Here is a 14,793-nt window from a genome sequence, read left to right on the forward strand (position 1 = left end):
AAAGGAATTACAGATAATGGCTATTGAGATCAAAGCCCCCTCTTTCCCGGAATCCGTTGCCGACGGCACCGTTGCCACCTGGCACAAAAAACCGGGCGACGCCGTCAAGCGTGACGACCTGATCGTTGATATCGAAACCGACAAGGTCGTTCTGGAAGTACTGGCCGAAGCTGACGGCGTACTGGGCGCAATCGTTGCCGAAGAGGGCGCCACTGTCCTGTCGAACCAGTTGCTGGGCTCGATCGAAGAGGGCGGCGCCGCTGCCGCTCCAGCTGCGGCCGCTCCAGCCGCCGCTGCATCGGCTCCTGCTGCTGCGCCTGCCCAGGCTGCCGCTGCCCCAGCCGCTGCTTCCGGTGATGAAGACGCGATCGGCGCTCCGGCTGCCCGCAAGCTGGCCGAAGAAAACGGAATCAACCTGTCCAGCGTCAAAGGCACCGGCAAAGACGGCCGCGTGACCAAGGAAGACGTCGTCGCTGCCATCGAAGCGAAGAAATCCGCTCCGGCCGCCGCGCCTGCCGCCGCGCCTGCCGCCAAGCCTGCTGCTGCAGCCGCTGCTCCTGTGACCGCCGTTGGCGACCGCACCGAGAAGCGCGTGCCGATGACCCGTCTGCGCGCCAAGGTTGCCGAGCGTCTGGTTGAAGCTCAGTCCAACATGGCGATGCTGACCACCTTCAACGAAGTCGACATGACCGAAGTCATGGCCCTGCGTTCGAAGTACAAGGACCTGTTCGAGAAGTCCCACAACGGCGTACGCCTGGGCTTCATGTCGTTCTTCGTCAAGGCAGCGACCGAAGCGCTGAAACGCTACCCTGCGGTCAACGCTTCGATCGACGGCACCGACATCGTCTACCACGGTTATGCCGACGTCGGCGTTGCCGTGTCGAGCGATCGTGGCCTGGTGGTTCCGGTGCTGCGCAACGCCGAGCAGATGAGCCTGGCTGAAATCGAAGGCGGCATCGCCACCTTCGGCAAAAAAGCCCGTGACGGCAAACTGTCCATCGACGAGATGACTGGCGGTACCTTCACCATCACCAACGGTGGTACTTTCGGTTCGATGATGTCGACCCCGATCGTCAACCCGCCGCAAGCGGCCATCCTGGGCATGCACAACATTCTGCAGCGTCCTATGGCGATCAACGGTCAGGTCGTCATCCGTCCGATGATGTATCTGGCGCTGTCCTACGATCACCGCCTGATCGACGGTAAAGAAGCCGTGACGTTCCTGGTGACCATCAAGAACCTGCTGGAAGACCCGGCGCGTCTGTTGCTGGACATCTAACGAAGCAGCGTCAAGCTGCAAGCCGAAAGCTTCAAGTCAGAAGCGGTACGGTATGCAGCTTGTCACTCGCGGTTGGTATCAATGAATAAGTCGCAAGCCGATCCTGCAGTTCATCGCAGGTCAGCTTGTAGCTTGCAGCTTAAAGCTCGCAGCTAAAGAGGAACTCTTTTCTATGTCCCAGAAATTCGACGTGGTAGTGATTGGCGCTGGCCCTGGCGGCTACGTGGCTGCTATCAAGGCCGCGCAACTCGGTCTCACGACTGCCTGCATCGAGAAGTATCAGGATAAAGAGGGCAAGCTGGCCCTCGGCGGTACCTGCCTGAACGTGGGCTGCATCCCGTCCAAGGCGCTGCTGGACAGCTCCTGGAAATTCTACGAAGCCAAGAACCAGTTCGGTGTTCACGGTATCTCGCTCAACGACCTGAAAATGGACATTGCTGCCATGATTGGCCGCAAGGCCCAGATCGTCAAAGGCCTGACCGGCGGGGTTGCCAGCCTGTTCAAGGCCAACGGCGTCACTTCCCTGCAAGGCCACGGCAAGCTGTTGGCCGGCAAGAAAGTCGAGCTGACCAAGCCTGACGGCACCACCGAAGTCATCGAAGCCGAGAACATCATTCTGGCCTCCGGTTCGCGTCCGATCGACATTCCGCCGGCCCCGGTCAATCAGGTCACCATCGTCGATTCGACAGGCGCCCTGGAATTCCCGGCTGTGCCTGAGCGCCTGTGCGTCATCGGTGCCGGTGTAATCGGCCTGGAACTGGGTTCGGTCTGGGCTCGCCTGGGTGCCAAAGTGACGGTGCTCGAGGCCCTGGAGAAATTCCTGCCGGCCGCTGACGAAGCTGTCGCCAAGGAAGCGCAGAAGACCTTCACCAAGCAGGGTCTGGACATCAAGCTGGGCGCACGCGTCACCGGTTCCAAGGTCAATGGCGACGAAGTCGTCGTGACCTACACCGACAAGGACGGCGAGCAGAACATCACCTTCGACCGCGTGATAGTGGCCGTTGGCCGTCGCCCGGTGACCACCGAGCTGCTGGCTGCAGACAGCGGTGTCGACATCGACGAGCGCGGTTTCATCTTCGTCAACGAGCAGTGCGAGACCAGCGTTCCTGGCGTGTACGCGATCGGTGACGTGGTTCGTGGTCTGATGCTGGCGCACAAAGCATCCGAAGAAGGCATCATGGTTGTCGAGCGCATCAAGGGTCACAAGACCCAGATGAACTACGACCTGATCCCGTCGGTTATCTACACCCACCCGGAAATCGCATGGGTCGGTAAAACCGAGCAGACGCTGAAGGCCGAAGGCGTGGAAGTCAACGTCGGTCAGTTCCCGTTCGCGGCCAGCGGCCGTGCAATGGCAGCGAATGACACCGGCGGTTTCGTCAAGGTCATCGCTGATGCCAAGACCGACCGTGTACTGGGTGTACACGTCATTGGTCCTGGCGCTGCAGAGCTGGTACAGCAGGGCGCGATCGGCATGGAGTTCGGCACCAGTGCCGAAGACATCGGCATGATGGTCTTCTCCCACCCGACGCTGTCCGAAGCGCTGCACGAAGCGGCACTGGCTGTGAATGGCGGCGCCATCCACATCCAGAACAAGAAAAAACGCTAAAGATAACCACGACGGTCCGCCCGTCGTAGGCCCTGCTCCCAGGGCTTACCGCGGAAGGTCCGTTGGACTCGAACTCCCGGCAGCGAAGGGCAGGCTTGATGCCTGACCGGCGTTCTCCGGGAGAAGCGGTCACAGGTGGTGCGGCACGCTTTGACGAGCAGCACCGAATGCGCAGTACCTAACGAAGACGGTAATAAGCATGAATCTTCACGAGTATCAGGGTAAGCAGCTGTTTGCTGAATACGGCCTGCCAGTATCCAAGGGCTATGCAGTAGACACCCCGGAAGCAGCAGCAGAAGCGTGCGACAAGATCGGCGGAACCGAGTGGGTCGTCAAAGCCCAGGTTCACGCAGGCGGTCGCGGTAAAGCGGGCGGCGTCAAGCTGGTTCGCAGCAAGGAAGACGCCGCTGCGTTCGCTCAACAGTGGCTGGGCAAGCGTCTGGTCACTTACCAGACTGATGCCAACGGTCAGCCAGTCACCAAGATCCTGGTTGAATCGTGCACTGACATCGCCAAAGAGCTGTATCTGGGCGCTGTAGTCGATCGTTCGAGCCGTCGTATCGTGTTCATGGCCTCCACCGAAGGTGGCGTGGACATCGAGAAGATCGCTCACGACACGCCTGAGAAGATTCTCAAAGCGACCATCGATCCACTGGTTGGCGCTCAGCCATTCCAGGGTCGCGATCTGGCATTCCAGCTGGGTCTGGAAGGCAAGCAGGTCACCCAGTTCGCCAAGATCTTCACCGGTCTGGCCAAGCTGTTCCAGGACCACGATCTGGCCCTGCTGGAAGTGAACCCGCTGGTGATCAAGGCTGACGGCGATCTGCATTGCCTCGACGCCAAGATCAACATCGATGCCAACGCCATGTACCGTCAGCCAAAGCTGAAGGCTTTCCACGATCCATCGCAAGATGACCCACGTGAAGCCCACGCTGCCAAGTTCGAACTGAACTACGTGGCACTGGAAGGCAACATCGGCTGCATGGTCAACGGTGCCGGTCTGGCCATGGGCACCATGGACATCGTCAACCTGCATGGCGGCAAGCCAGCCAACTTCCTCGACGTAGGCGGCGGCGCAACCAAGGAGCGCGTTACCGAAGCGTTCAAGATCATTCTGTCCGACACCAACGTCGCTGCAGTACTGGTCAACATCTTCGGCGGCATCGTTCGCTGCGACATGATTGCCGAAGGCATCATTGGCGCCGTGAAAGAAGTCGGCGTGAAAATCCCGGTGGTTGTTCGCCTTGAAGGCAACAACGCTGAGCTGGGCGCTAAAGTACTGGCAGAAAGCGGCTTGAACATCATCGCAGCTACCAGCCTGACCGACGCTGCTCAACAAGTCGTCAAAGCTGCGGAGGGCAAATAATGAGCGTCCTGATCAATAAAGACACCAAGGTTATCTGCCAGGGCTTCACCGGCTCCCAGGGTACCTTCCACTCCGAGCAAGCCATTGCCTACGGCACTAAAATGGTTGGCGGCGTGACCCCAGGCAAGGGCGGCACCACGCACCTGAACCTGCCCGTGTTCAACACGGTGTCCGAAGCAGTAGAAAAAACCGGCGCAACCGCTTCGGTCATCTACGTTCCGGCTCCGTTCTGCAAGGATTCCATCCTTGAAGCAGCGTTCGGCGGTATCAAGCTGATCGTTTGCATCACCGAAGGCATCCCGACCATCGACATGCTCGAAGCCAAGGTCAAGTGCGACGAACTGGGTGTGGTCCTGATCGGCCCTAACTGCCCAGGCGTCATCACCCCGGGCGAGTGCAAGATCGGCATCATGCCAGGTCACATTCACTTGCCAGGCAAGGTCGGTATCGTGTCGCGTTCCGGCACCCTGACTTACGAAGCTGTGAAGCAGACCACTGACGCCGGTTTCGGTCAGTCGACCTGCGTCGGTATCGGTGGTGACCCGATCCCGGGTTCGAACTTCATCGACATCCTGAAGCTGTTTCAGGAAGACCCGAAGACCGAAGCGATCGTCATGATCGGCGAGATCGGCGGTTCGGCTGAAGAAGAAGCGGCTGCCTACATCAAGGCACACGTGACCAAGCCAGTCGTTTCTTACATCGCGGGTGTGACTGCTCCTCCGGGCAAGCGCATGGGCCATGCGGGCGCGATCATCTCCGGCGGCAAAGGCACGGCAGACGAGAAATTCGCTGCACTGCAAGACGCAGGCGTGAAAACCGTGCGTTCTCTGGCTGACATCGGCAAAGCCCTGGCTGAGCTGACCGGTTGGGAAGTGAAGAAGGCTTAATCGCCCTCGTCTCACTGCTTGATCAACAAAAGCCACCTTCGGGTGGCTTTTGCGTTTCCGGCGTTTCGATTTGCCTCGTGCTCTTGCCTCAATCCTGTCAGACATTTCTGATATGCGACACGAATGTGCATTCAGCGGTCGTACCGCCCTGTATCGGTGCGCCAAATAGGGTAGGCTAGCCGCCGTTTTGTGCAGTCGGCTCCCACAAGGAGCGGCGGCGCGCTCAGGGTCTGTCTTAAAAGGGCGGGCAGCATTTCCCCCACCCTCAGGGAAATCCTCTTCTTAATTCCGATTCAGCAGTGTGGTTTCCTTAATGAAAGTGTTGAAAGGCCAGGACATTCTGGCACTGGGTTTCATGACGTTTGCGCTGTTCGTCGGCGCTGGCAATATCATCTTCCCCCCGATCGTAGGCCTCCAGGCCGGCCCCAACGTATGGATGGCCGCTTTGGGCTTTCTGGTCACGGCCGTCGGCCTTCCGGTGGTGACTGTCATCGCGCTCGCCAAAGTTGGCGGCGCTATGGACGCGTTGAGCAGCCCGATCGGCAAGGTCGCCGGGACCATTCTCGCCGCCGTCTGCTACCTGTCCGTAGGTCCGTTGTTCGCCACGCCGCGCACGGCGACGGTGTCGTTTGAGGTCGGCCTGGCGCCGTTGACCGGCGAAAGCCCCCTCGCACTGTTTCTCTACAGCCTGGTTTATTTCGTGCTGGTGTTCTGGATCTCCCTTTATCCGGGTCGATTGCTCGACACTGTGGGTCGCTTCCTTGCGCCGCTGAAGATTATCGCTTTGGCTATCCTCGGCATCGCCGCGTTTGTCCTGCCAGCGGGGGAGGTGGGCATTGCCGAACCTGCCTACGTCGCCGCGCCGTTTTCCCAGGGGTTCATCAACGGCTACCTGACCATGGATACCCTGGGCGCGCTGGTTTTCGGCATCGTCATCGTCAATGCGATTCGCTCCCGCGGTGTCGAGTCGCCTCGGCTGATCACCCGTTACGCCATCATCGCCGGCCTGATCGCCGGTGTCGGTCTGGCGCTGGTCTACATCAGCCTGTTCCGCCTGGGCTCGGACAGCCATGCCATCGCCGCCGGTGCCACCAATGGCGCTGCGGTGTTGCATGCTTACGTTCAGCACACCTTCGGCACCCTGGGCAGCAGCTTCCTTGCCGTTCTGATCTCGCTGGCGTGTCTGGTCACCGCGGTTGGCCTGACCTGCGCTTGCGCCGAGTACTTCAGCCGCGTGCTGCCGCTGTCTTACAAGACACTGGTGATCTTGCTGGCGGCGTTTTCGCTGCTGGTGTCCAACCTTGGTCTGACCAAGCTGATCCAGTTCTCGATCCCGGTGCTGACCGCCATCTACCCGCCGTGCATTGCGCTGGTGGCGTTGAGCTTCTGCAAGGACTTCTGGCACGAGCAAGGACGGATCGTCGCGCCGGTCATGTTGGTGGCGTTCCTGATCGGTGCGGTGGATGCGGTCAAGGGTTCTGCGCTGGGTGTGTACCTGCCGGATGCGCTGGCCCATCTGCCGTTGAGCGAGCAAGGCCTGGCCTGGCTGATCCCGTCGCTGATCACGCTGTTCATCGCGTTCGTGGTGGATCGCATGCTGGGCAAGCGCAGCGAAGCGCTGGCCTGAGGGGGAAGGTCGGCGCGTTGCAGAATAAACACGCCGATCTTTTCAACCAGACAAAACAAAGCCCGCTAAATGCGGGCTTTGTTTTTTGAAACTCTGGAAACTTACTGCTTAGTTGCAGGTGCTGCCTGGTTCGCTTCTTTCGCGCGCTCTTGAGCGGCTTCAGCGTTCTTTTGAGCGGCTTCCTGACTTTCTTTGGCAGCGTCGTTCACTTTGTCTTGCGCTTTTTGCATCGATTCTTGCGACTGCTCGGCAGCCTTGTTTGCATCTTGCTGTTTATCTTCGGATTTTTTGTCACAGGCGGCGAGGCCCAGAGTGGCAGAAAGCATGAGGGCAATAGCTAAAGATTTACGCATGGGGTGTTTCTCCTTATTGGTCATCAACGTGCCTTCGAGCATTCGGTTATAAGGTTAGTTCCATGTTCCGGCGGGATAAATACATAAGCGTCTCAGCGGTGTAACAACTCGGCTGATCACAGGCGGTTAGTGGTTTATGTCCGGTGTTCAGTCGACAGATCTGCAGCCCGGAGATTTTCGGCGGGTGAAGATTCTTCGCTGACAGCACGCCTGCCCTTGAAATCGTCTCCCCAGCCCCCACCTTGATGACAACCCGCTGCTCGGAGCCGCCCTCGGCGTTTCGCGCAGCTACCCCTATTTGTGTGGACTGATTGGAGTTTGATGACCATGAGTGTGGAAACTCAAAAGGAAACCCTGGGCTTCCAGACCGAGGTGAAGCAGCTGCTGCACCTCATGATCCATTCGTTGTACTCGAACAAGGAAATCTTCCTTCGCGAGCTGATCTCCAACGCGTCCGACGCGGTGGACAAGCTGCGCTTCGAGGCACTGTCCAAGCCTGAGCTGCTGGAAGGCGGCGCCGAGCTGAAGATCCGTGTCAGCTACGACAAGGACGCGAAGACGGTCACTCTGGAAGACAACGGCATCGGCATGAGCCGCGAGGATGTCATTACTCATCTGGGCACCATCGCCAAGTCTGGCACCGCCGACTTCATGAAGAACCTGTCCGGTGATCAGAAGAAAGATTCTCACCTGATCGGTCAGTTCGGTGTCGGTTTCTACTCCGCGTTCATCGTGGCCGACCAGGTTGAAGTGTTCACCCGCCGCGCCGGCCTGCCCGCCAGCGAAGGTGTGCACTGGTCCTCGAAAGGCGAGGGCGAGTTTGAAGTCGCCACCCTCGAGAAGGCCGATCGCGGTACGCGCATCGTGCTGCACCTCAAGAGCGCCGAAGATGAGTTCGCTGACGGCTATCGTCTGCGCAACATCATCAAAAAGTACTCCGACCACATCGCCCTGCCGATCCAGTTGCCGAAAGAGCAGGCGCCGGTCGAAGGCGACGCTGAGCCTGTTGAAGAGTGGGAAACCGTCAACCGTGCCAGCGCGCTGTGGACCCGTCCACGTACCGAGGTCAAGGACGAGGAATACCAGGAGTTCTACAAGCACATTGCCCACGATTTCGAGAACCCGCTGAGCTGGAGCCACAACAAGGTCGAAGGCAAGCTGGAATACAGCTCGCTGCTGTACGTGCCGGCCCGCGCGCCGTTCGATCTGTATCAGCGTGAAGCACCGCGCGGCCTGAAGCTGTATGTGCAGCGCGTGTTCGTCATGGACCAGGCCGAATCGTTCCTGCCGCTGTACCTGCGCTTCATCAAGGGCGTGGTCGATTCAAACGACCTGTCCCTGAACGTGTCCCGTGAAATCCTGCAGAAAGACCCGATCATCGATTCGATGAAGTCGGCGCTGACCAAGCGTGTGCTGGACATGCTGGAGAAGCTGGCGAAAAACCAGCCGGAAGACTACAAAGGCTTCTGGAAAAACTTCGGTCAGGTGCTGAAGGAAGGCCCGGCCGAAGACTTCGCCAACAAAGAGAAAATCGCCGGCCTGCTGCGCTTCGCATCGACTTCCGACGACAGTGGCGAGCAGAGCGTTTCGTTGGCCGACTACCTGTCGCGCGCCAAGGAAGGTCAGGACAAGATCTACTTCCTCACTGGCGAAAGCTACGCGCAGGTCAAGAACAGTCCGCACCTCGAAGTCTTCCGCAAGAAAGGCATTGAAGTGCTGCTGCTGACCGACCGTATCGACGAGTGGCTGATGAGCTACCTGAGCGACTTTGACGGCAAGGGTTTTGTCGACGTGGCACGCGGTGACCTGGACTTGGGCAAGCTTGATTCCGAAGAGGACAAGAAAGCCCAGGAAGAAGTCGCCAAGGACAAGGAAGGCCTGATCGAGCGCCTGAAAACTGCGCTGGGTGATGCCGTCAGCGAAGTCCGCGTCTCTCACCGTCTGACCGATTCGCCGGCGATTCTGGCGATCGGCGAGCAGGACTTGGGTCTGCAGATGCGTCAGATTCTGGAAGCGAGTGGTCAGAAGGTGCCGGACTCCAAGCCGATCTTCGAATTCAACCCGTCGCACCCGCTGATTGGCAAGCTGGACAACGAGCAGAATGAAGACCGCTTCGGCGATCTGTCGCACATCCTGTTCGACCAGGCTGCGCTGGCAGCTGGCGACAGCTTGAAAGATCCGGCTGCCTACGTGCGCCGTTTGAACAAGTTGTTGGTCGAGCTCTCGGTTTAACATCCGCGTCACGGCAGAACCCGCTCCGGCGGGTTTTGTCATTTAATCTCCCTCCATCCTTATCAGCAGGAGTTCGCTATGAGCAATGTGACCGTGCAGTCCGTCGTGTATGACATCGACGGCGTGAGCTACGAGAGTCGTCTGGCCTTCAGCGAAGGTGCTCAGGCCGCACCGGGTCTGGTGATGGCGCCTAACTGGATGGGCGTCAGCGAAGACGCCGAGCAGATTGCCAAAGACGTGGCGGCGAAGGGCTATGTGGTCTTGCTGGCGGATCTTTACGGCCAGCAAGTACGCCCGACCAATGGTGATGAAGCGGCGGCTGCCATGATGCCGTTGAAGAACGATCGCGTGCTGTTGAACACACGCATGAAGGCCGCCCTGGATCAATTGACTGCGCAGACCATTGCGGCCGTCGACACGTCCCGGCTGGCGGCGTTCGGCTTCTGCTTCGGCGGTTGCTGCGCACTGGAACTGGCGCGCACCGGTGCGCCGTTGAAGGCTGCGGTCTCCTTCCATGGCACGCTCGACACGCCGAACCCGGCTGACGCCAACAACATCAAGGGCAAAGTGCTGGTGATGCACGGCGCGTCCGACCCTCTGGTGCCAAAAGAGCAGCTGCCGGCATTTGAAGCCGAGATGAACGCTGCCAACGTCGACTGGCAACTCTTGAGCTACGGCGGGGCGTTCCATTCGTTCACCGACCCACACGCCAACAATCCGGGCGTACAGATGTACAACCCGACCGTTTCCAAGCGCGCGTTTACCTCGATGCACAACCTGCTGGACGAAGTGTTCGCGGGCTGATGTGATGTTTTAACTGTTGTGGGAGTGCCCTCTCCGGTCACTCCCACAGCGTCCGGGCAGGCCGCGGCCAATCAGCGCTTCGGCCTGCTGCCCACCGGCAATTCAATCCGCTCCACTTCCCCCGGCACGGTCGGCCAGTCCCCGGCCGCCCATTTCGCCCTGGCCTGTTCAATCAGCGCCGGATCGCTGGCGACGAAATTCCAGTTCATCTTTCTCGGCCCATCCAGGGGCGCACCGCCGATCAGCACCGCATGGCATTCGCTTTCCGCGCAAAGCGTCGGCTCGCTGCCTGCGTCCAGCACCACCAGACTGCGCGGCTGCACCCGCTCGCCATCCAGTAGCAAGTCGCCTTCGATAACATACAGCGCGCGCTGTTCGTGCTCGTGGGGCACACACAGCGTCGTCGCCGTCAGTAGGTTCAGTTCGGCGTAAAGCGTGGGTGACAGCACCGGCACCGGCGACTTCAGGCAAAAGCCTTCGCCCGCGATCAAGCGGATACGAATACCCATGGCGTCGCTGACCGGCAGTGTGGCGGCGGGGTGATGGCTGTAATGACCTTCGCCTTGCTCATGGAATTTGGGCGAAGCCAGCCAGACTTGCAGGCCATGCAGGCGAGAGCCACTGGCGTGCAAGTCCTCGGGTGTGCGTTCAATGTGGGCGATGGCGCTTCCGGCGGTCATCCAGCTGACCTCGCCGGGCCTTACGTGCTGATCGCTGCCCAGGCTGTCCTTGTGTCGGATTTCGCCTTCAAACAGGTAGGTCAGCGTCGACAGGCCGATGTGCGGATGCTGGCGGATGTCCATGCCGGTGCCGGGCGCGTAGGTGGTCTCCAGCATGTGATCGAAAAAAACGAAAGGCCCCACGCTTCGGCATTGCGCAGCGGGGAGGGGGCGCAGGATCGGTTGGCCTTCGACGTCTTCGGCGCGGGGAATGATGGTCAGCATGATGGCGCTCTCTCTTTCGGTGCGGTTGTAGGACCGGCTTCAGCCGGGAAGGGGTCGGTTTGGACGCTATCAATGTCGCGGCATGACGACCGACGTCCTCCCGGCTAAAGTCAGCCCCACAAAAAAGCAGTCCACAAAAAAGGCGCCCCGAAGGGCGCCTTTTGTCTGCAACTGACCAGATTACTTGCCAGTCCAGCGCTTCATCACCAGCGTGGCGTTGGTGCCGCCGAAGCCGAAGCTGTTGCTCATCACCAGATTCAGTTCGGTGTTTTCGCGGGTCTTGGTCAGGATCGGCATGTCGGCAACGGCTGGGTCCAGCTCGTCGATGTTCGCCGAACCGGCCATGAAGTTGCCTTCCATCATCAGCATGCAGTAGATCGCTTCGTGAACGCCGGCGGCGCCCAGGGAGTGACCCGACAGGCTCTTGGTGGAGCTGATGGCAGGCGCCTTGTCGCCAAACACCTCACGCACGCCTTCCATTTCCTTGACGTCGCCGACCGGAGTGGAGGTGCCGTGGGTGTTCAGGTAGTCGATGGTGCCATCAACGGTGGACAACGCCTGCTGCATGCAGCGGATGGCGCCTTCGCCGCTTGGAGCGACCATGTCATAACCGTCGGAAGTGGCGCCGTAGCCTACCAGCTCTGCGTAGATCTTCGCGCCACGGGCCAGAGCGTGCTCCAGTTCCTCGACCACCACCATGCCGCCGCCGCCGGCGATGACGAAACCGTCACGGTCAGCGTCGTAGGCACGGGAAGCCTGTTCAGGCGTGTCGTTGCGTTTGCTGGACAGTGCGCCCATGGCGTCAAACAGGAACGACTGGCTCCAGTGCTCCTCTTCGCCACCGCCGGCAAACACGATGTCCTGCTTGCCCATCTGAATCTGCTCCATGGCGGTACCGATGCAGTGAGCACTGGTGGCGCAGGCAGAAGCGATGGAGTAGTTCAGGCCCTTGATCTTGAATGGCGTCGCCAGACAGGCTGAAACCGTGCTGCTCATGGTCCGGGTGACGTAATACGGGAGAACCTTTTTGATGCCTTTCTCGCGCAGGATGTCCAGCGCTTCCATCTGGTTCAGGGTCGAAGCACCGCCAGAGCCGGCAATCAGACCGGTACGCGGGTTGGATACCATCTCTTCGGTCAGGCCGGAGTCTTCCACGGCGCTCTTCATGGCCACGTAGGCATAAGCCGCCGCCTGACCAACGAAGCGCAGGGTTTTGCGGTCGACCAGTTCCTTGAGCGGCAGGTTTGGATCGATGGAACCCGATACCTGGCTGCGCAGACCCATTTCGGCGTATTCCGGGTTGAAACGGATGCCAGGGCGACTTGCACGCAAGTTGGCGGAGACGGTGTCTTTGTCATTGCCCAAGCAGGAAACAATGCCCAGACCAGTGATAACGACGCGGCGCATGCGAATACCCTTAGAAATTTTCAGTGGAAGTGAAGACACCGACGCGCAGGCCTTCGGCGGTATAGATTTCACGGCCGTCCACGCTGACCGAACCGTCGGCGATCGCCAGGTTCAGCTTGCCTTTGAGGACGCGCTTGATGTGAATGTTGTAGGTGACTTTCTTGGCGGTCGGCAGGACCTGACCGAAGAATTTCACTTCGCCCGAGCCCAGTGCGCGACCGCGGCCCGGCAGGCCTTGCCAGCCGAGGAAGAAGCCGACCAGCTGCCACATGGCATCGAGGCCCAGGCAGCCCGGCATCACCGGATCACCTTCGAAGTGACAGGCGAAGAACCACAGGTCCGGGTTGATATCGAGTTCGGCGACCAATTCACCTTTTCCGTACTTGCCGCCTTCTTCGCTGATGTGGGTGATGCGATCGACCATCAGCATGTTGGGGGCGGGCAATTGCGCATTACCTGGGCCGAACAGCTCGCCGCGACTGCAGCGCAGCAGATCTTCCCGGGTAAAGGCGTTTTGTTTGGTCATGCGAACTCCTCGATAATCCTGTGCGGCAGGGTGTGGCGTTACTTACCCAGTCTGGCCAGCGGGTCATCCCTCTGCTGGCAGCCTACTCATAGACTATTGCGTTGTAGTGAAAGTCACAGCACGGGTGAAATGAAAGTACACCTGTGCACTGAAATTTTTCGACCGCGCGTGGGCGTGGGTCGAATCGGCACACAAGACTGCCGGAATTTATCCTTTACCGCCAGTCGCAGATGCCTTAATGGTCAACCATCGCTGCAAAACCTGCTGTAAATCAGTACGTTTGAATGGCTTGGCCAGGTAATCGTTCATTCCGGCTTGCAGACAGATGTCCCGGTCGCCGTGCTGGGCATTGGCGGTCAGGGCAATAATGGGCAACGTCGCCAGCCCCGGCAGCAGTCTGATTCGGCGCGTGGCTTCGTAGCCGTCCATGACCGGCAGTCGGCAGTCCATCAAAATCAGCGCAAAGCTTTCCCGGCTGGCCATGTTCACCGCTTCAAGGCCGTCCGCCGCCACGCTTACCTGCAAGCCCAGGCTGCGCAGCATCGCCTCGACCACGGTGCGATTCACCGGGTTGTCCTCGACCAGCAACACACAGGCGTCGCGGCTCTGGGGTAATTCGCCCATGGCGCCGGACGCGGGTTCTATCACCGGCGGCTGAACCCGCTGCAACGGGATTTTTAGCTGAAACACCGAGCCGAGTCCTTCACTGCTCTGGGCCTGCAACGACCCGCCCATGCGTTCGGCCAGGTTGCGCGCAATGGGCAGGCCCAGGCCGGTGCCGCCGTAGCGACGGGAGATGGAATTGTCCGCTTGCTGAAACGCGTCGAACATCGATTCCAGCAGGTCCGGAGAAATGCCGATGCCGCTGTCGCGCACCGCGCAGGTGAACAAAATGTGCTGCGGGTTGGCGAGGGTGAAGTCCGCTTCGACGCGCACGCTGCCGAACTCGGTGAATTTCAGCGCATTGCCGATCAGGTTGACCAGAATCTGCCGGATGCGCGTCGGGTCGCCCTTGACTTGTAGCGCCTCCATCGACGGCGGCAGATCCAGTTCGAGTGCCAGACCGCGCTGCTGTGCGTTGTGGGCAAACGCCTGAACCGAGGTGCTGATGAGGTCGGCGAGGTTGAACGAAATGCTTTCCAGTTCCAGCGCATCGCGTTCGAAGCGGGAGAAATCCAGAATGTCGTTGATGACCCGCAGCAGGTGCTCGGTGGATTCCATGGCCAACGCGGCGTATTCAGCCTGCTCATCGGTCATCTTCGTGGTTTCCATCAACTGCAGCATGCCCAGTACGCCATTCATGGGCGTGCGCAGTTCGTGACTCATCATGGCGAGGAATTCGGACTTCGCGTTGTTGGCACGTTCGGCTTCTTCGCGGGTGCGGATGAGCTCGTCCATCGCCTGCTTCTGCTCGCGGCTGGCCTTCTCAAGGCCCAGGGCCAGATTGTTGATGTGCCGCGCCAGATCGCCCAGCTCGGCATCATCCGCAACCGGCAGCGGGGCGGAGTAATCGCCGTGCTGAATGGCTTTCACTGCCGCGCTCATGGCGCTGATCGGCTGGGACAGGCTCAGCGACAGGCGTCTGGCCAGCATGTAAATAAAGAGAAGGGCGAACATCGCCAGTACACCGGCCTTCAGCAATATCTCCTGCTCGCGCTGGTTGAAGGCGTCGCTGGACATGCCCACCAGCACCCGTCCCAGATAGCCTTCCGCCGGCACGCTGGGGGCGTCACCGGAACCGGCTTCGTTGGCATTTTCG

At 59.9% G+C, this 14,793-nt stretch carries 11 protein-coding genes and 1 pseudogene; 7 read left to right on the forward strand and 5 right to left on the reverse strand.

The window, feature by feature from the left end; all coding sequences use genetic code 11:
• Window positions 1-16 precede the first annotated feature (16 nt).
• The 5 genes from odhB (at window position 17) to brnQ (ending at window position 6,768) form a co-directional block, all read left to right on the forward strand.
• Window positions 17-1,279, forward strand: a complete 1,263-nt coding sequence (gene odhB, locus AC07RO_RS21270) for a 2-oxoglutarate dehydrogenase complex dihydrolipoyllysine-residue succinyltransferase (RefSeq protein WP_495087003.1) — start codon at window positions 17-19, stop codon at window positions 1,277-1,279.
• Between the two features lie 172 nt (window positions 1,280-1,451).
• A complete protein-coding gene (lpdA, locus tag AC07RO_RS21275; protein WP_346626384.1) occupies window positions 1,452-2,888 on the forward strand; it encodes a dihydrolipoyl dehydrogenase in 1,437 nt (478 codons plus the stop codon).
• 199 nt (window positions 2,889-3,087) lie between these two features.
• A complete protein-coding gene (gene sucC, locus AC07RO_RS21280) occupies window positions 3,088-4,254 on the forward strand; it encodes an ADP-forming succinate--CoA ligase subunit beta (RefSeq protein ID WP_004882574.1) in 1,167 nt (388 codons plus the stop codon).
• Entirely contained in the window at window positions 4,254-5,141 is an 888-nt protein-coding gene (sucD, locus tag AC07RO_RS21285) for a succinate--CoA ligase subunit alpha (RefSeq protein ID WP_037009399.1), read from the forward strand. The genes sucC and sucD overlap by 1 nt, the downstream gene beginning before the upstream one ends.
• A gap of 313 nt (window positions 5,142-5,454) precedes the next feature.
• Complete coding sequence (gene brnQ, locus AC07RO_RS21290; protein WP_192174892.1) at window positions 5,455-6,768, forward strand: branched-chain amino acid transport system II carrier protein; 1,314 nt, start codon at window positions 5,455-5,457, stop codon at window positions 6,766-6,768.
• A 101-nt stretch (window positions 6,769-6,869) separates the two neighbouring features.
• Here the strand turns inward: brnQ and AC07RO_RS21295 are convergent, their stop codons facing one another.
• Window positions 6,870-7,121 (reverse strand): hypothetical protein, encoded by a 252-nt coding sequence (locus tag AC07RO_RS21295; protein ID WP_065986299.1) that lies wholly within the window; start codon window positions 7,119-7,121, stop codon window positions 6,870-6,872.
• Window positions 7,122-7,448: 327 nt separating this feature from the next.
• On the opposite strand from AC07RO_RS21295, the gene htpG reads away from it, so the two are divergent.
• The gene (gene htpG, locus AC07RO_RS21300) at window positions 7,449-9,353 is read left to right on the forward strand and encodes a molecular chaperone HtpG (protein ID WP_495087004.1); all 1,905 of its coding nucleotides are present in this window, start codon (window positions 7,449-7,451) and stop codon (window positions 9,351-9,353) included.
• A 78-nt stretch (window positions 9,354-9,431) separates the two neighbouring features.
• Window positions 9,432-10,157 (forward strand): dienelactone hydrolase family protein, encoded by a 726-nt coding sequence (locus tag AC07RO_RS21305; RefSeq protein ID WP_122538412.1) that lies wholly within the window; start codon window positions 9,432-9,434, stop codon window positions 10,155-10,157.
• Window positions 10,158-10,228: 71 nt separating this feature from the next.
• Here the strand turns inward: AC07RO_RS21305 and AC07RO_RS21310 are convergent, their stop codons facing one another.
• From AC07RO_RS21310 to AC07RO_RS21325, 4 genes and pseudogenes are all read right to left on the reverse strand, one after another.
• Complete coding sequence (locus AC07RO_RS21310) at window positions 10,229-11,101, reverse strand: pirin family protein (RefSeq protein ID WP_495087005.1); 873 nt, start codon at window positions 11,099-11,101, stop codon at window positions 10,229-10,231.
• A 180-nt stretch (window positions 11,102-11,281) separates the two neighbouring features.
• Window positions 11,282-12,508 carry a beta-ketoacyl-ACP synthase I gene (gene fabB, locus AC07RO_RS21315; RefSeq protein ID WP_133771614.1) on the reverse strand — a complete coding sequence of 409 codons (1,227 nt, stop codon included), beginning with the start codon at window positions 12,506-12,508 and terminating at the stop codon, window positions 11,282-11,284.
• Between the two features lie 10 nt (window positions 12,509-12,518).
• Window positions 12,519-13,034, reverse strand: a complete 516-nt coding sequence (fabA, locus tag AC07RO_RS21320; protein WP_192174895.1) for a 3-hydroxyacyl-[acyl-carrier-protein] dehydratase FabA — start codon at window positions 13,032-13,034, stop codon at window positions 12,519-12,521.
• 207 nt (window positions 13,035-13,241) lie between these two features.
• A pseudogene (locus AC07RO_RS21325) lies at window positions 13,242-14,744 on the reverse strand (response regulator); the annotation flags it as partial.
• Between the last annotated feature and the right edge of the window lie 49 nt (window positions 14,745-14,793).

This window comes from Pseudomonas sp. GW821-FHT07F05, assembly GCF_059418765.1.